This window comes from Tamlana sp. s12, from assembly GCF_016767215.1.
In the GTDB taxonomy this organism is placed as follows: Bacteria; Bacteroidota; Bacteroidia; order Flavobacteriales; family Flavobacteriaceae; genus Pseudotamlana; species Pseudotamlana agarivorans.
The window spans coordinates 2,045,222-2,062,309 of sequence record NZ_CP068547.1 but is presented as its reverse complement, the minus strand read 5'-3'; the positions used below and the strand labels follow the sequence as shown (position 1 = coordinate 2,062,309).

The 17,088-nt window shown below is 37.1% G+C and carries 12 protein-coding genes, 1 tRNA gene, 2 rRNA genes and 1 pseudogene; 6 read left to right on the top strand and 10 right to left on the bottom strand.

What is annotated here, in order from left to right:
• Window positions 1-16 precede the first annotated feature (16 nt).
• Window positions 17-2,233: an FUSC family protein gene (locus tag JJL45_RS09045; protein WP_068604550.1), complete on the top strand. Its 2,217-nt coding sequence runs from the start codon at window positions 17-19 to the stop codon at window positions 2,231-2,233.
• Window positions 2,234-2,280: 47 nt separating this feature from the next.
• Here JJL45_RS09045 and JJL45_RS09040 read toward each other — a convergent pair whose 3' ends face one another.
• From JJL45_RS09040 to JJL45_RS09030, 3 genes are all read right to left on the bottom strand, one after another.
• Window positions 2,281-4,548, bottom strand: coding sequence for a TonB-dependent receptor family protein (locus tag JJL45_RS09040; RefSeq protein ID WP_242521380.1), 2,268 nt, complete (start codon window positions 4,546-4,548; stop codon window positions 2,281-2,283).
• 49 nt (window positions 4,549-4,597) lie between these two features.
• Window positions 4,598-5,893, bottom strand: a complete 1,296-nt coding sequence (locus JJL45_RS09035; protein ID WP_068604575.1) for a PQQ-dependent sugar dehydrogenase — start codon at window positions 5,891-5,893, stop codon at window positions 4,598-4,600.
• 331 nt (window positions 5,894-6,224) lie between these two features.
• On the bottom strand, window positions 6,225-6,392 hold the full coding sequence (locus tag JJL45_RS09030) for a lmo0937 family membrane protein (RefSeq protein WP_157614146.1): 168 nt from the start codon (window positions 6,390-6,392) through the stop codon (window positions 6,225-6,227).
• Between the two features lie 411 nt (window positions 6,393-6,803).
• Between JJL45_RS09030 and JJL45_RS09025 the strand changes: the two are divergent.
• From JJL45_RS09025 to JJL45_RS09015, 3 genes and pseudogenes are all read left to right on the top strand, one after another.
• Window positions 6,804-8,938, top strand: a pseudogene (locus JJL45_RS09025) (catalase).
• Between the two features lie 19 nt (window positions 8,939-8,957).
• Window positions 8,958-9,239 carry a SemiSWEET transporter gene (locus JJL45_RS09020; protein ID WP_068604554.1) on the top strand — a complete coding sequence of 94 codons (282 nt, stop codon included), beginning with the start codon at window positions 8,958-8,960 and terminating at the stop codon, window positions 9,237-9,239.
• Between the two features lie 24 nt (window positions 9,240-9,263).
• Complete coding sequence (locus tag JJL45_RS09015) at window positions 9,264-10,112, top strand: SDR family oxidoreductase (protein WP_068604556.1); 849 nt, start codon at window positions 9,264-9,266, stop codon at window positions 10,110-10,112.
• A gap of 9 nt (window positions 10,113-10,121) precedes the next feature.
• Here JJL45_RS09015 and JJL45_RS09010 read toward each other — a convergent pair whose 3' ends face one another.
• A complete protein-coding gene (locus tag JJL45_RS09010) occupies window positions 10,122-10,658 on the bottom strand; it encodes a hypothetical protein (RefSeq protein WP_068604558.1) in 537 nt (178 codons plus the stop codon).
• Window positions 10,659-10,934: 276 nt separating this feature from the next.
• On the opposite strand from JJL45_RS09010, the gene gntA reads away from it, so the two are divergent.
• Both gntA and JJL45_RS09000 read left to right on the top strand, forming a co-directional pair.
• The gene (gene gntA / locus JJL45_RS09005) at window positions 10,935-11,612 is read left to right on the top strand and encodes a guanitoxin biosynthesis heme-dependent pre-guanitoxin N-hydroxylase GntA (protein ID WP_068604560.1); all 678 of its coding nucleotides are present in this window, start codon (window positions 10,935-10,937) and stop codon (window positions 11,610-11,612) included.
• A 7-nt stretch (window positions 11,613-11,619) separates the two neighbouring features.
• The gene (locus JJL45_RS09000; RefSeq protein WP_068604562.1) at window positions 11,620-12,213 is read left to right on the top strand and encodes a DUF1989 domain-containing protein; all 594 of its coding nucleotides are present in this window, start codon (window positions 11,620-11,622) and stop codon (window positions 12,211-12,213) included.
• A gap of 93 nt (window positions 12,214-12,306) precedes the next feature.
• Here the strand turns inward: JJL45_RS09000 and JJL45_RS08995 are convergent, their stop codons facing one another.
• The 6 genes from JJL45_RS08995 to JJL45_RS08970 form a co-directional block, all read right to left on the bottom strand.
• On the bottom strand, window positions 12,307-12,459 hold the full coding sequence (locus JJL45_RS08995; protein ID WP_202664110.1) for a hypothetical protein: 153 nt from the start codon (window positions 12,457-12,459) through the stop codon (window positions 12,307-12,309).
• A gap of 27 nt (window positions 12,460-12,486) precedes the next feature.
• Complete coding sequence (gene hpf, locus JJL45_RS08990; RefSeq protein WP_068604564.1) at window positions 12,487-12,789, bottom strand: ribosome hibernation-promoting factor, HPF/YfiA family; 303 nt, start codon at window positions 12,787-12,789, stop codon at window positions 12,487-12,489.
• Between the two features lie 19 nt (window positions 12,790-12,808).
• Window positions 12,809-13,216 (bottom strand): VOC family protein, encoded by a 408-nt coding sequence (locus tag JJL45_RS08985; protein ID WP_317047674.1) that lies wholly within the window; start codon window positions 13,214-13,216, stop codon window positions 12,809-12,811.
• A gap of 457 nt (window positions 13,217-13,673) precedes the next feature.
• Window positions 13,674-13,746, bottom strand: a tRNA-Lys gene (locus JJL45_RS08980).
• A 137-nt stretch (window positions 13,747-13,883) separates the two neighbouring features.
• Window positions 13,884-13,991: ribosomal RNA gene (gene rrf / locus JJL45_RS08975) — 5S ribosomal RNA — on the bottom strand.
• A 154-nt stretch (window positions 13,992-14,145) separates the two neighbouring features.
• A 23S ribosomal RNA gene (locus JJL45_RS08970) occupies window positions 14,146-16,971 on the bottom strand.
• Window positions 16,972-17,088: the final 117 nt, after the last annotated feature.

The following is a 17,088-nucleotide window of genomic DNA, read 5'->3' as shown; positions in this document are numbered from 1 at the left end:
AAGGATAAAGTAGCATATGGTTAAAAATTTACTTCGATATTTTAAGAGCATCCATTTTACAAAAGCTTTTTTAGTCGCTTTTGCTATGGCAATCCCTGTCTTTATTTCTATTTATTTTTACGATAGACTAGATATAGGTTTTAGCATGGCTTTAGGTGCTATTTTATGTGCCCCATCTGATGTAGCTGGAAGTTTAAAGCATAAATTCTATGGCATTTTAGCTTCAATAATATTAACCTTTATAACAACGTTTTTAGTAGGCTATTTTAGCGCCTATTTATATATTCTCATTCCTGTACTCGTTGTACTTGTTTTCGCAATTTCTTACATCTCTGTTTTCGGATTTAGAGCTTCCCTGGTGTCTTTATCTGGATTATTATCCCTCGTATTAGCTTTTGCCCAACACAGTACAGAAACCTCTAATTTTGAGCATTCTGTATTTATAGCTTTAGGAGGATTTTGGTTTCTATTCCTAACGATTGTAATGCAAATTACCTTTCCTAAAGTGGAAGTAGATTCGATGTTTGTTCAGTTACTCGAAAAAACATCTGCGTTTATTAAAATACGAGGAAAGCTCCTAGAGGAAAGCCAAGATAGAACGGCTCTTTTTGAAGAAATATTCAAACTACAGACCGAAATCAATGAGCTTCATGAAACCATTAGAGAACTCATATTTGAAAAAAGATTAAGTTCTGGGTTTAGTAATAGAACCCGTAGGCAACAGCTTTTCTTTGCAAAAATCATGGAGATTTATGAATTAGCCATTTCTAATACTATTGATTATGATAAGTTAGATGGCTTGTTCGAGAAACATTCAGAACTCATACATGAATTTCAAAATTTGATTTTTGAAATTTCAAACCGATTAGATCATATATCTAAAGTGATTTTAAAAGCTGAAAAACTTTCCTTTCATACCAATTTCAAAATTTTACTTTACAATATAGAAAATCATATTAATGAGTATAAATTTAGTGTAGGATTACCAGAATCAAGGGAAGGCACAATATTTTTATTGAATTATAAAGCATATCAAGATAAGCAAATTAGCAATCTTAATGATATGGCGAGGATTTTAAACAATTACTCCAAAAACGATAAAATTAGAGGCGTTAAGGATGCCGAACAGTTTATAACGCCACAAGATTACGACTTTAAAAAGCTAAAGGCTAATTTTAGCTTTAAATCTCCAATCTTTAGACATTCCATACGCTTAACATTAACCATGTTAATTGGATTTATAATAGGACATGTCATTGAAATGCAACAACCGTATTGGATTTTACTCACCATTGTAGTAATCATGCGACCAAGTTATAGTTTAACCAAGGAGCGAACCAAGCATCGTGTGGTGGGCACACTTATTGGAGCTACTGTAGGTGTAGGCATAGTCCTGCTCACACAAAATACAATTGTTTATGGTATTATTGCGGCCTTATCATTAATTATAGGTTTTTCACTAGTAAAGCAAAACTATAGAAATGGCGCAGCTTTCATTACGCTCTATGTGATATTCATGTATGCTCTAATGACTCCCAATATATTAACCGTAATAAAATTTAGAGTTATTGACACGCTCATAGGATCGACATTAGCCTACCTGGCGAACTACTTTTTTTGGCCAGCTTGGGAATCCAAAAACATTAAGGAATTCTTCGCTCATAGTATTGAAGGCTTATCGGAATTTTTAAAAGAAGTAGACAAACTATATCATAAAAAAGGAGAAGCGCCAACCACCTATAGTTTGGCCAGAAAGGAAGCCTTTTTACAAATAGGCAACCTAAATGCTGCTTACCAAAGACTAGTACAAGAACCTAAGTCTAAACAAAAAGACAGTGCCACGGTATATGAATTAACGACCATTCTTAACACCTTCTTATCTTCACTATCTTCTTTGGGTATGTATATAAGAACGAACGAAACAGGAGAAGCACCAAAGCATTTTGAAATATATGTGAAACACATATTATTCAATTTAATTAATTCTATTGCGATATTAAACAACGAAGATTCAAAGCAAGATTTGGAAAGTCAGGAATTAGATTACGCTATGCGTAGTTACGAAAACTATTTTCATGACTTAATCGAAGAGCGCGACAAGGAAATAGAAGAAGGTCTACCTATTACAGAAGCCATGCGATCCCAATTACACGAAACACAATTAGTATCAGATCAAGTAAAGTGGCTGTTTAACCTTTCGGAAAATCTAGTAAAAAAAGTAAAACATATCTAAACCCACTTTATTATAGTTTTCCTTTATTGAGTTAGCCATCTACTAGTTTAAATATCATAACCTATTTTAATACCTCCATACCAATTTCTTGGCATTCCAGGGTAATAATAACGTGGTTCGGAACCACCAAATCCTACAGCATTAATAAGAATGGATGAAGCATAAACCTCGTTAGTGAAATTATTTACACCAACGTTTGCGCCTATAAAAAAGTGATCGGTAATATGATTTTTATAAGATAATTTGGCGTTAAAAACGGTATACGGATTGGTATAAAGCGTATTGGCATCGTTCATTGGCATCTCGCCTATATGTAGAAAATTAGTATTGAAGTTCAGGTTTTTATATGCTAAACGTATTCCTCCGTTAACTTTGTTATCAGGTACACCGGTAAGGTCATTCCCTGAGTAATCATGATCTCGATCTACGAAATCTATAAATTTATTATCGGTAATTTCAGCATTTATATATGGTGACACTCTTAATCCGTTTTTAAAATGGTGCGTGTAAGACATAGCGAGTTCTATACCCTTATGTTGGGTTTTACCTGCATTTCTTCCAATGTATTGATCTTCACCTACTCTATCGGCCACGAGTAAATCGTCTATATCCAGCAAATAAGCCGACAACTGCATGTGCATCGCTCTTTTAATGAAGTAAATTTCGGTTCCAACTTCATAATTGAAACCTTTTTCCGGACCTAAATCTGGGTTAATAACACCTTCGGGTGTTAGTGTTTCTTCAATAGAAGGGTAATTAAAACCGCGGCTTACATTCACATAAGCTTCAGCATTGGAAGTAAATTGATATAACACATTGAGGTTGGGTGCAAAGATAGGGTCGAAATTGCGGTTAGCATCCTTATTATCTGCTCCTATATTAAATTCATCAATAAAATCATATTGAGTTTTATTAATGTTAATACCCAACTGTGCTTTTAATTTTTGAGTGAATGGCAAGGTTAACGTGGCAAACACATTTAAATTACTACGATTTTCAATATTATCGCTTAGTAAATCTCCTGCCAAGCTTCCATTTCCATTATTATCCTCATATAAATTCTCTATAGTTTTCCATTGGTATTGATCCTGATAAAGTTCGCCCCCAAAGCTCAAATTTGCGGTGTTTTTAAAAAAATTAAAATCTTTGGCAAAAAGCGTTCTTGCTCCGTAACCGTTTGTAATTTCATCTAGAATGTTAAATGGCCGCGGCTCATAATGGTCTAAGTAATTGTAAAAAACTGAAGTGGTATTACTAAAAGTTTCCGAAAATCGATGGGTATAATCTAGCCCTACTAATACAATTTTATTGGCTTCGTAACCTTGAGCAGCACCCCAGGTGTAAGCCGCTTGTGTGGGGTCTTCATCAAAAGCCGTTTTACTGATAGAACTTGGTATTTGCGCATCGTAATCGGTATAATTAAATAGGACCCCAATGTCATTTTTCTCATTGAAATTATATCGCGAGGTTAACAACACGGTTTGTCTGTTGTATGCGTTATTATCCCGAAAACCATCAGAGGTCATGTAGTCGTAATTCAAGTTAAAAGCCAATTTTTCATTGGCCGTAGCGACCGATATACTATTTTTTGTTAAACCAAAACTACCTACAGTAAGATCATTTTTAGCAAAAGTTTCACCTGCTAAAGCCTGTTTCGAGTTAAGTAGTAATGTGCCACCTAAATTGGTGCCATACTGTGTTGCTTTTGGCCCTTTTACAATTTCCATATTGGCAATATCTTCAGGGTTGTAAGCATCTATATCGGTTGATCCTGTTCCGTTAGTTATGGGAATGCCGTTGTAGTAAGCCCTAATTTTATTAGTACCATACAAAGTTCGAGAGCCCACACCACGAATAACTATTCTATTGGTATTTAAAGCGCCGCTTTGCACGTAAACGCCAGGTGTTTCATTCATGGCTGAAACCAAATCAATGGGACTATACTCCTCAAACTTAGCCGATGTTATTTTAGAAGTTGGAATAATAACTTGACTTTCCTTTTGATAGATTGATGAAATAATCACCTCGTTAAGATGTTCACTATGATTTAAAGCAGTAAGCCTAAACACCTCATTATTTTCTGATACGGTAAATGATTTGATATAAAAATCGGGGTGCTTAAATTTTAATTCTAAAGGCAGTTGATACGAATGGGATAAGGTAAAGACACCTTCAGAATCTGTTTCCGAAATCATTCTATCATTCAAAAGCACCATCACATTTGGAATGGGGGCATCTAAATTATCTGTCACCGTCCCGCTAATCTGTTGTGCGCATAATGGGTTTGTAAGTCCGATTAAAAAAATAAATGCCATGATGTTTAATGGTAAACATGTCATAGAATTTCAAAATTAGTTATTAAAACTACTTGGTGTAACTTACTTTCCAAACCGTGTTACCAGAATCGTCGTTTACTAATAAATCACCTGATGGCGTCACGGCAACACAAACGGGTCTTCCATAAACTTCGGTATCGCTATCTTCGGCTATAAATCCGGTAAGGAAATCTTCTGGTTTCGAGGTAGGTTTACCATTTTCAAAAGGAATAAACACCACGCGATACCCCGAAAGCACCGAACGGTTCCAAGAACCATGTTGTCCTACAAACATACCATTTTTATATTTTTCAGGAAAGCTATCCTTATCGTAAAACGTTAGGCCTAAAGATGCGGTATGTGGTCCTACAGATACATCGGGCACTATGGTTTTTTCAACTAATTCTGGTGCTTCCCCTTTTAATCTCGGATCTGGAATGGCACCATAATAAGCGTAAGGCCACCCATAAAAACCACCTTCTTTAACGCTGGTTACATAATCGGGCACCAAATTATCGCCAATTTTATCACGTTCGTTTACGGCAGTCCAAAGTGCACCGTTAACAGGATTCCAATCCATCCCAACCGGATTTCTTAATCCGCTAGCATATATTTTTTCATTTTCTCCATTTAAATCAACTTCCAAAATATTGGCACGACGAATTTCTTCTTCCATCCCATATTCGCCAACATTACTTGCCGAACCTACAGAAATGTAAATTTTATCTTGGGCTTTGTTCGTGATGATATTTCTCGTCCAGTGGTTATTGTAACCACCAGCAGGAAGTTCTACTATTTTTTCGCCACTATTTGGTTTTAATTTCGTTTGTCCTTTTTTATAAGGGTATTTATAAAGGCCATCGGTATTGGCCACGTAGAAATGATTTTTAATCACTAACATCCCTAGTGGTTGTTTTAATTCGTCGAGAAAGGTTTCTCGCAATTCGATGGTTCCATCATTATTTTCATCTCTTAATAAGGTGATGCGTCCGGCACTGTTTTTAGTATTGGATTCACACACAAACATATCTCCATTTGGCGCAATGTACGTCCATCGCGGATTCTCAAATCCATCAGCCAATTTGGTTACCGTAAAACCTTCGGGTGCTGTTGGTAATTTGCCATCCGGCCAATCTACAAGTTTATTTTCCTTTCTTACAGATTCTGTGGCGTAAGGTTTGGGCAAGATTAGCGGACCTATAGCCGTCTGAACCGTATCGACAGGTTGTTGAGAAATCATCTCTTTTTCTTGTTCAGGAACTTCTAGCTTTTTCTTGGCCTCAGATTTACAGGCTGCAAAAGTTATCACTGTTATTAACATTAAAAGGTGGGTAATTCTTTTCATAATTCTAGCTTTTTTTTGAAAATAAAACATTCGAAATAAGGACTTTAACTCAATCGCGTTTTTAAAATAATTTTAACATTCATAATAAATCTTTGCCCCTTTTATCCATAAAAAAAGCTATCTGAAAAGTAACTTGACAACGTATTGAACCTATCGCATTGTATTTTACTGATTAATAATCAATTACAAATTCGGCAAGATCAATGGGATACATCAAATTTTATTCACTTTTCAGACAGCCTATCCTTTTACAGCTATAACACAACCTGATAATCAGGTTTTTTATAATGCCATAGCGCATTTATATTTTAGAGGTAGAGTTTTATAGAAATTATAAAGGTTTTCTTCCAGTAATAATGTTATATAAAATAGCGATTACAGCTAATACTAATAGGATGTGTATTAAACTACCAGTAGCTAATCCTGCCACAATACCAAAAAATCCTAACATCCAAACGACAATACAAATAACGGCTACTAACCAAATTAGACTTCTCATAATATTTAATTTTTAAAGTTAAATTATTCATCCATCCTAAATATCTGTTAGGATGTAGGATAAAATTACAGTAATTCACTTTACGTCTTTAACTGTAAAGCAAACGGTTTTGCCCTAATCCGTTTTTATACTGATGAGCTATTTTGTGAATATCAAAAATGCTAGCGACCCTTTTTAGCATCTTCCCTATTATTTATTTTAAGCCATACACATATTAATATGTCCAAAAAATAGTAGCTATCAAATTACTAAATCATGACAATATGAAGCCAAAATATGTTTTTTAAATTTCTTTTTGATTGCGCTAATTAAAATATGCATCGTGTTAATATATCTCACTGGTAATTAAGACTTTCGAAAGTGAATCAAACATATTATTAAGACTTGTAGAACACTTTAAAATTAGAACCAATGGCAAAGGAAAAAAATCAAAAATCAAAAAAAATAAAATACTTGAAATCTGCATATAAGGAATCGGAAGGAAAAACCATGACCACCAATCAAGGCTTAAAAGTTAACGATACCAATAATTCATTAAAAGCTGGAGAACGAGGCTCAACCTTATTAGAAGACTTTCTACTTCGTGAGAAGATTACCAGTTTCGATCATGAGCGCATTCCAGAACGTATTGTTCACGCCCGTGGTAGCGGAGCTCATGGTATTTTTGAATTGTATGAAAGTATCGAAGAGTACACCAAAGCCGGTATTTTTACAGACACTTCTAGAAAAACACCCGTGTTTGTACGTTTTTCAACCGTTGCAGGATCTAAAGGTTCTACCGATTTAGCTAGAGATGTAAGAGGTTTTGCCGTAAAGTTTTATACTGATGAAGGAACCTGGGATTTAGTAGGTAATAACATGCCTATCTTTTTTATTCAAGATGCTATGAAGTTTCCAGATTTAATTCATTCGGTGAAACCAGAACCTAATAATGAAATCCCACAAGCAGCTTCGGCACACGATACCTTTTACGATTTTATTTCCCGTTCTACCGAAACGCTTCACAATCAAATTTGGGTAATGAGCGACCGCGCCATTCCGCGTAGTTTACGTATGATGGAAGGTTTTGGTATTCATACCTTCAGATTAATTAATAAGGAAGGAAAATCTCATTTTGTAAAATTCCATTGGAAACCGAAATTAGGCGTGCATTCGGTAACTTGGGATGAGGCTGTGAAAATTAGTGGTGCCGATGCCGATTTTCATCGTCGCGATTTATGGGAAGCTATTGAGGCTGGACATTATCCCGAATGGGAATTAGGACTGCAAATTGTTCCGGAAGAAGACGAGCATAAATTCGATTTCGATTTGTTGGACCCTACCAAATTGATTCCAGAGGAAATGGTACCGGTAAAGATTGTGGGTAAAATGACCTTAAACCATAATCCTGAAAACTTTTTTGCTGAAACCGAACAAGTGGCCTTTTTACCCGGACATATCGTACCTGGTATCGATTTTACAAACGATCCGCTTTTACAAGGGCGTTTATTCTCGTATCGCGACACCCAATTATCACGTTTAGGCGGACCCAATTTTCATCAAATTCCTATTAACCGCCCAGTTGGCGATACTCATAACAACCAACGTGACGGACTCATGCAAACCGAAATTCCTAAGGGACAAACAGCTTATTTTCCAAATAGTTTGGGTGGTGGTTGTCCGCATCTAGCAAAAATGGCCGAAGGCGGATTCACATCTTACGAAGAGCGCATCGATGCAAAAAAAATACGTACGCGAAGTGAAAGCTTTAGTGATCACTTTTCACAACCCGCTTTATTCTACCGCAGTTTATCAGACTGGGAACAGAAGCATGTTATGGAAGCCTATACCTTTGAATTAGGAAAATGTAAACATCAGCACATACAGGAACGTATGCTATGGGTGGTATCGCAAGTAGATGAAAAACTAGCGGCAGATGTATCTAAAGGTTTAGGTTTAGAGGTTCCAAAATCTATAGAACAACCTATAAACCAAGCCATAGGTGCCGATGCTGAAGTTGAAAAATTTCAACCAAGTAAAAAGAAAATCTATTTAGATAAAGCTCCTACTTTAAGCCAATCTCAAACCAATTTTAATAGTATTGCTACGAGACAAATTGCCGTATTGGCTGCCGATGGTTTTTCGATGAAAGATTTTGATTCTATGACTAAAGCGTTAGAGGCCGAAGATGCTATCATAAAAATTATAGCGCCACATGGCGGAAACATAACCTGTACCGACGGTATGAAACACAAAGTAGATGCTGCCATTAGTACTACAGAAAGTGTATTGTTTGATGCCGTGTATATTCCCGGTGGAGCAAAATCTATCGAATCCCTTTTAGTTTCTAAAAAGTATATCAAATTTATTAATGAAGCTTTTAAACACTGTAAAGCTATTGCTGCCGATCATGAGGGGGAAGATTTAATTGATAAAACCTATGTTTCTGAATATAAAAACGATGAAGCGGTATTACACTAAACACCGAACCAAAAGACTTTATTGAAGCTATCGCAAAGCACCGTAATTGGAAACGATTAGATGTTGTAGAGGCTATTCCTGTTTAATATTAAGCAACAAGCATCTATGGACTTAGATCAAACCATTGGTATTTTAGCCAGCATTTTTACCACGGTTGCCGTATTGCCTCAAATTATAAAGGCCATACGCACAGGTAAGGTACAAGATGTGAGTCCGTGGATGTACATTATTTTATGTCTTGGCGTTGCCCTATGGGTCGTATATGGTATTTTAAAACACGATTGGCCTATTATAACTTGTAACGCCATTTCTTTAATTTTTAATGGTATCATGCTTTACATTTTAATAAGCTCAAGACTCAATAAAAACGTGAGCACTTCAAAATAAAATTCAAATTAAAACAAATAAAAAATGGCAAAACCAGACAAATTTCCAGAGCAAGAGCAATCCAAACCTGGAATGCAACATAAAATGACTCCCGAACCCGAATTAATACGTAAAAATTACAAGGGTTCTAATAAACTAAAAGGAAAAGTAGCTTTAGTGACTGGCGGCGATAGTGGCATAGGTGCTAGCGTAGTACTACATTTTGCTAAAGAAGGCGCCGATATTGCCCTTGTTTATCTCGAAGAAGATAAAGATGCCAACTTAATTAAAGAACAAGTAGAACATGAAGGTCGCAAATGTTTACTTATTAAAACCGATTTAAAAATGGAGGAAAATTGTATAAAAAGCGTGAAAAAGTGCCTGAAAACCTTCGGGCAATTGAATATATTGGTGAATAACGCGGCAACACATTTTCCTAAAGATTCTATTTTAGATATTACTAAAGCAGATTTACACAAAACTGTTGAAACGAATTTTTATCCATACGTCTATTTAGCACAAGCCGCACTAAAGCATCTTAAAGCCCATGATATTATTATAAACACGAGTTCTGTAACAGCTTACCGAGGTAGCTCTCACCTAGTAGATTATGCAAGTACTAAAGGTGCTATTGTAAGTTTCACCCGATCATTATCGGCGCAGTTGGCCGAGAAAAAAATTAGAGTAAATGGTGTTGCTCCTGGACCTATTTGGACACCTTTAGTGATATCATCTTTTAATGAGGTTTCTAAGTTCGGTAAAGACACACCCTTAGGTCGTACTGGCCAGCCTAGTGAAGTTGGTCCCGCTTATGTGTTTTTAGCATGTGAAGATAGTAGTTATATAACCGGACAATTTATTCATGTAAATGGAGGGGAAATTATTGGAGGCTAATCATTGCGATTACTCCTCTAATTTTTCATCCTTTTTTTTATCTATAGCCAAAGGATGATCGGTTATACCCAATCCCATAATTTGTATAATACTTACTATAGTGCTATTAAGCATTAAAACTACAACAATTAATGCCGAGCTTAAAATACTCGAAAGCGTCAATGAACTATAATACATAACTGAAAACCATGATGCTGGTATTTCCTCCGAATCTGTGATGGGCAAATTAAATAATAGAAAAGATATCATGGAAGCTACAAAAACAATGGTATCTAGTTTGGCTATGAACAGGATGTGTTTGTAATGTTCCGATTTAATCTTTGATGTGTTGCTAACCCCAAGAAGGGTTAATAATAATGCTAAAATCGTTGCGGAAGCTAAAGTAATTGTGTTACACAAAGTGTTTATACCATCGATAGAATTTTCAATAAGTATTTTGGCTTTGTATCCTGATAACTGCCCCAGTAATAATGTCCCCAAAAAGATAATAACCATTGAAATGACGCCACCTACAACGGCTCGTTTTATATATCTATTAAATGCCATGGTTAAAATGCTTTTTCTTTAGTTAGTTTGCTGCTAAAATTAACAAAACAAAAACACACAATTTTGCTGTATTGCGCTTAAATGTAACGCTATGCAAGAAAAAAACGAATTAACCCTCACAACTGTTTTGAGCTAATAATCAACCCATTAGCATTTATAAAGTATAACATATTCCTATAATTTAGTGCTATACACTATTAGAATTCACAGAGCAACACTGGCCACTTTTAATGATGTTGCACCTGTAAATGGATCTAAAGAAAAACACTATAAATTATGGGGACTTTAAATAAATATACCATTCTTGAAACCAAACGGATTGAAACCGAATTCAAAAATTTCATTCTCAATAAAGAACATCCTTGTGTGATGGCTAAGGCTGTATTTTCAAAAAGTGCTCATCACATCAGAATTTATGAAAGCATGGACGATAAGTCTTGTGCGTCAACCTTATTATCGGATTTGGAACATTACATCAGACAGTACAATTTCAATTCGAATACTTTTGAATCGTTTATAGCTGTTTTTCCTTCAGCTGAATTTTCTACAGAAATAGCCTTCGAAACCCAATTATGGACACTACTCCAACAATTACATGATTTAGATGATACAGATTGGAATCCTCTAGTGAGTAAAAATCCAGAATCTCCAAAATTTAGCTTTAGTCTTAAAGGCAAAGCCTTTTATATTATTGGTTTACATCCCAATAGTTCACGAAAAGCAAGACAAAGCCCATACCCTGCTCTAGTTTTTAACTTACATAGTCAATTTGAAAAATTAAGAGATATGGGAGCTTACGATCAAATAAAACAGCGCATTAGAAACCGTGATAAAGAATGGCAGGGACATATCAATCCGGTTTTAAAAGATTTCGGCCAGGAATCGGAAACAAAACAATACAGCGGACGGGCTGTTGATAAAGATTGGATATGCCCTTTTCAATCTAAACATTAATTATCTTATGAGCAAACAACACATTATAAATAAGCAAAGCGGAAAAGCCATACATTTAAAGAAAGGTGATATTCTCAAGGTTATAGATCCACAAGGCCAACAAGTAAGTGATATGGTATTATTCAATTCTAGTGATACCAAAGAAAAAATATCATCTGGAAAAACTTTAGATTTTGAAGCGTCTATATTATTAACAACAGGGAATTTTTTGTGGAGTAATAGGTCTCATAAAATGATGAAGATTTTAGAAGACACCAATGGAAGAAACGACTTTTTATTAGCGCCTTGCAGTGCAGAAACGTTTATAATCTTGTATAATAACCCAGATTATCATCCAAGTTGTTTAGAAAATTTAACCACTAATTTGAAACCTTTTGGTATTACACAAGACGAAATTCCAACTGCATTTAATATTTTTATGAATGTTCAATTTGATGAAAAAGGCAAGTTATCCGTATTACCACCAACTTCTAGGGCTGGTGATTATGTGACATTTGAAGCGCTTATGGATCTCATAGTTTGTCTAACCGCTTGTTCTGCTGAAGACAGTAATGGTGGATCCTTCAAACCCATTCATTTTGAAATACATTCCAAAAACTAACCATGATTACCTCCTTCAATAAAAGTAAAAAATCCTGATAGGAGATACTATAATATCGCATATCAGGATTTATATTTTACAAGTTTGATATTATTATTTGTTTAAAATCTTTGAATGTTGAATTTCCTTTTTATTTTGAAAAAACTTATAGGTTAAATAACCAAGTTGTAATGCAACAAATGCAATTTTCATTTTTTCATTTTTGAAAAGTTTGGATGTTGCTCCTAATACTGCTGATGGGTTCATCTATTATTATTTTAGTGTTTGATTTTATTAAAATGTTTTCATTTTTTCCTTACGTTTTTGCAACTGACGTTCTAGATCTCTTATAGATTCAGTTAAGGAATCGACAAAATTATCATGACTCGATTCGGCAAATAAACGTGGTCCAGGAAGACTTAATCTGATATTACATATTTTACCTGTATCATTCGAAGTTGTATTTTCTAATTTAAAAAACACATCGCCCCGAATAACCATATCGTATTTCTCTCCTAGGTTTTCAAGCTTTTCACGCGCTAATGTTTCTAACGAGTCACTAGCTTGTACATCGTGGTACTCAAATATAATTTGCATAAGATTTATGTTTTTTTAATTAATCCGGATTATTACAATTTACCATCCAATTGATTCCATACTTATCAGTACATCGTCCAAAATGACCCCATGATCTTTCTTCAAATTCATGATGTACTTGACCTGATGACGATAGTTCATGAAATAACTTTTTGGCTTCATTTGGTGTTTTTAAATCGACACTCATATGAATTTTGGTTCCTTGATTTAAAGGCGTATCGGGAGCCGCATCATATGCCATAAAATGCACTCCTTTTCCTTTTAACTCGGCGTGTTGTAGCTTTTTACGATACGAGTTAGGTAAATCAATCTTACTATCTTCATAAGTTTGCTTGTTTTTTATTTCTGCATTGAAAATATCACTATAAAAATTTAGAGCCTCATGGCAATCTCCATTAAAGGCTAAATATGCTTGTACGTTCATCATGTTTTGTTTTTAATTTATATCTAAACTAAGGCCTTTGCCTTGAAAGTCTTAACCCAAAGAATTTTTCTTTTAGCTGAAAAGCTTCAGTATAAGTTCTTCATGATATATCACCAAATCTTATGAGAATACATTTAATAATCTTAAGGTGAATAGATTTGACCGCAGGTTCTTTTGATTTGGAAAAGTGAATACCTTTTAAATCCTCCAATTTTGATTCATAATTTATATTCAAAAACGATGAATACAAAATAGCTACCATTGGTTGCAATACGGGAAATTTTGCAGGTTTCGGTTTTTAAAAACTTTATATGAAAAAATTGAGATAAAAAGGTTATGAAAATTTGGTTGTTAATGATAAGCTAGGAACTAATTCAAAATGCATTTCCATCCAGTATCACTAAAGTATCAAACAAAAAAAAAGCCTCGGTCCAAGAAGGATGAGGCTTTAGTAGTATTGTGACCGGGCTGGGGCTCGAACCCAGGACCCTCTCCTTAAAAGGGAGATGCTCTACCAACTGAGCTACCAGGTCAGTGTTAATTGATTATTTATTATTTACTATTGGTTTTAAGTTTCTTGTTTCAAGTACTAACAACCTGAAACTTTAAACTTCAAACTAGTAACCAATAAGAATAAAAAATCCTCAACAAATAAATGTTGAGGATTTGAAAAAGGCAACGACCTACTCTCCCACTAATGTAGTACCATCGGCGCTAATGGGCTTAACTTCTCTGTTCGGAATGGTAAGAGGTGAGCCCCATCGCTATAACCACCTTAAATTGTTCAATTCCTGCGTAGGCAGGAATCTCTTTAAAGAACCTTTACCTTAGCTTGGAAAAGATTCCCGTTTACACGGGAATAAATATTTTAACATATTGAAATAAGATCATGAATACTTAATAATTATATTGAACTTTTAAAAAAACAGGCGTACAATAAGCCTATGGGTTATTAGTACTACTCGGCTATGACATTACTGCCTTTACACCTATAGCCTATCAACGTGATAATCTCTCACGACCCTTTAAAGAAATCTCATCTTGTGGTGGGTTTCGCGCTTATATGCTTTCAGCGCTTATCCCTTCCAAACGTAGCTACTCTGCAATGCTCCTGGCGGAACAACAGATACACCAGAGGTTTGTCCAACTCGGTCCTCTCGTACTAGAGTCAGATCCACTCAAATTTCTAACGCCCACTGTAGATAGAGACCGAACTGTCTCACGACGTTCTGAACCCAGCTCGCGTGCCACTTTAATGGGCGAACAGCCCAACCCTTGGGACCTTCTCCAGCCCCAGGATGTGACGAGCCGACATCGAGGTGCCAAACCCCCCCGTCGATATGAGCTCTTGGGGGAGATCAGCCTGTTATCCCCGGCGTACCTTTTATCCTTTGAGCGATGGCCCTTCCATGCGGAACCACCGGATCACTATGCTCTACTTTCGTACCTGATCGACTTGTAGGTCTCTCAGTCAAGCTCCCTTATGCCATTGCACTCTACGCACGGTTACCAAGCGTGCTGAGGGAACCTTTAGAAGCCTCCGTTACTCTTTTGGAGGCGACCACCCCAGTCAAACTACCCACCAAGCACTGTCCCTTCACAAGAAGGTTAGACTCTAGATAAGCAAAGGGTGGTATTTCAACAATGACTCCACAACGCCTGGCGACGCCGCTTCAAAGTCTCCCACCTATCCTACACATTACTTATCCAAAACCAATACTAAGCTATAGTAAAGGTGCACGGGGTCTTTTCGTCCCACAGCGGGTAATCGGCATCTTCACCGATACTACAATTTCACCGAGCTCATGGCTGAGACAGTGTCCAGATCGTTGCACCATTCGTGCAGGTCGGAACTTACCCGACAAGGAATTTCGCTACCTTAGGACCGTTATAGTTACGGCCGCCGTTTACTGGGGCTTCATTTGAGATCTTCGCCGAAGCTAAACCCTCCACTTAACCTTCCAGCACCGGGCAGGTGTCAGGCCATATACATCATCTTTCAATTTAGCATAGCCCTGTGTTTTTGATAAACAGTCGCCTGGACCTTTTCACTGCGGCCACCCCGAAGGGTGGCGACTCTTCTCCCGAAGTTACGAGTCTATTTTGCCTAATTCCTTAGCCATGAATCTCTCGAGCACCTTAGAATTCTCATCCCAACTACCTGTGTCGGTTTAGGGTACGGGCTGCTTCACTCGCTTTTCTTGGAAGTCGCTTCTCTGGATTATCACCGTGACCGAAGTCTTAGTGTACTATCGCGGTATTACTACTCGCTTCAACGAACTATTCCGTCAGTTCGCACCAAATATACGCCTCCGTCACTTTTATTGTGAGCAGGTACTGGAATATTAACCAGTTGTCCATCCACTACCCCTTTCGGGTTCGCGTTAGGTCCCGACTAACCCTCAGCTGATTAGCATAGCTGAGGAAACCTTAGTCTTTCGGTGTGCGGGTTTCTCGCCCGCATTATCGTTACTTATGCCTACATTTTCTTTTGTAGCTTCTCCAGCATCCCTCACAGAACACCTTCGACGACACTACAATGCTCCCCTACCATCACGCCTAAGGCGTGATCCATAGCTTCGGTAGTATGTTTATGCCCGATTATTATCCATGCCGAACCGCTCGACTAGTGAGCTGTTACGCACTCTTTAAATGAATGGCTGCTTCCAAGCCAACATCCTAGCTGTCAAAGCAGTTCAACCGCGTTATTTCAACTTAACATACATTTGGGGACCTTAGCTGATGGTCTGGGTTCTTTCCCTCTCGGACATGGACCTTAGCACCCATGCCCTCACTGCTGCAAAACATTTTATAGCATTCGGAGTTTGTCAGGAATTGGTAGGCGGTGAAGCCCCCGCATCCAATCAGTAGCTCTACCTCTATAAAACTATGTTGCAACGCTGCACCTAAATGCATTTCGGGGAGTACGAGCTATTTCCGAGTTTGATTGGCCTTTCACCCCTACCCACAGGTCATCCGAAGACTTTTCAACGTCAACCGGTTCGGTCCTCCACTGTATGTTACTACAGCTTCAACCTGCCCATGGGTAGATCACACGGTTTCGCGTCTACCACTACTAACTATACGCCCTATTCAGACTCGCTTTCGCTACGGATCCATACCTGAAGTACTTAACCTTGCTAGCAACGGTAACTCGTAGGCTCATTATGCAAAAGGCACGCCGTCACCCCAATGGGCTCCGACCGCTTGTAAGCGTATGGTTTCAGGTTCTATTTCACTCCCTTATTCAGGGTTCTTTTCACCTTTCCCTCACGGTACTAGTTCACTATCGGTCTCTCAGGAGTATTTAGCCTTATCGGATGGTCCCGACTGTTTCATACAGGATTACTCGTGTCCCGCACTACTCAGGATACCACTATATCCACAATCTTTACTTATACCGGGCTATCACCGTCTTTGGCCCCTCTTTCCAAAGGGTTCTAATTCATCATGCTTCTAATCTCGTGGTCCTACAACCCCAATATTGCCGTAACAACATTGGTTTGGGCTAATCCGCGTTCGCTCGCCACTACTAACGGAATCACTTTTGTTTTCTTCTCCTCCGGGTACTTAGATGTTTCAGTTCTCCGGGTTCGCCTCCTTGCGGATACTATATCTTCAATATAGTGGGTTGCCCCATTCGGATATCTACGGATCAATTCGTGTGTGCCGATCCCCGTAGCTTTTCGCAGCTTATCACGTCCTTCATCGCCTCTGAGAGCCTAGGCATTCCCCATACGCCCTTATTTAGCTTATTGTACTTTTTGCTTTTTTAATGAGTTATAATCAATTGAATATTTCCTATTGATTATTGATTAATTAGATATCGCTCGTGGTGATTCTAATTAATCCAAATTATTATTACTTAAATAAAT

What these genes read in the sequence shown, in the direction of transcription:
- JJL45_RS09045 (WP_068604550.1), top strand. Translation starts at nt 17, where the DNA reads ATGGTTAAAAATTTACTTCGATATTTTAAGAGCATCCATTTTACAAAA.
- JJL45_RS09040 (WP_242521380.1), bottom strand. Translation starts at nt 4,548, where the DNA reads ATGGCATTTATTTTTTTAATCGGACTTACAAACCCATTATGCGCACAA.
- JJL45_RS09035 (WP_068604575.1), bottom strand. Translation starts at nt 5,893, where the DNA reads ATGAAAAGAATTACCCACCTTTTAATGTTAATAACAGTGATAACTTTT.
- JJL45_RS09030 (WP_157614146.1), bottom strand. Translation starts at nt 6,392, where the DNA reads ATGAGAAGTCTAATTTGGTTAGTAGCCGTTATTTGTATTGTCGTTTGG.
- JJL45_RS09020 (WP_068604554.1), top strand. Translation starts at nt 8,958, where the DNA reads ATGGACTTAGATCAAACCATTGGTATTTTAGCCAGCATTTTTACCACG.
- JJL45_RS09015 (WP_068604556.1), top strand. Translation starts at nt 9,264, where the DNA reads ATGGCAAAACCAGACAAATTTCCAGAGCAAGAGCAATCCAAACCTGGA.
- JJL45_RS09010 (WP_068604558.1), bottom strand. Translation starts at nt 10,658, where the DNA reads ATGGCATTTAATAGATATATAAAACGAGCCGTTGTAGGTGGCGTCATT.
- gntA (WP_068604560.1), top strand. Translation starts at nt 10,935, where the DNA reads ATGGGGACTTTAAATAAATATACCATTCTTGAAACCAAACGGATTGAA.
- JJL45_RS09000 (WP_068604562.1), top strand. Translation starts at nt 11,620, where the DNA reads ATGAGCAAACAACACATTATAAATAAGCAAAGCGGAAAAGCCATACAT.
- JJL45_RS08995 (WP_202664110.1), bottom strand. Translation starts at nt 12,459, where the DNA reads ATGAACCCATCAGCAGTATTAGGAGCAACATCCAAACTTTTCAAAAAT.
- hpf (WP_068604564.1), bottom strand. Translation starts at nt 12,789, where the DNA reads ATGCAAATTATATTTGAGTACCACGATGTACAAGCTAGTGACTCGTTA.
- JJL45_RS08985 (WP_317047674.1), bottom strand. Translation starts at nt 13,216, where the DNA reads ATGATGAACGTACAAGCATATTTAGCCTTTAATGGAGATTGCCATGAG.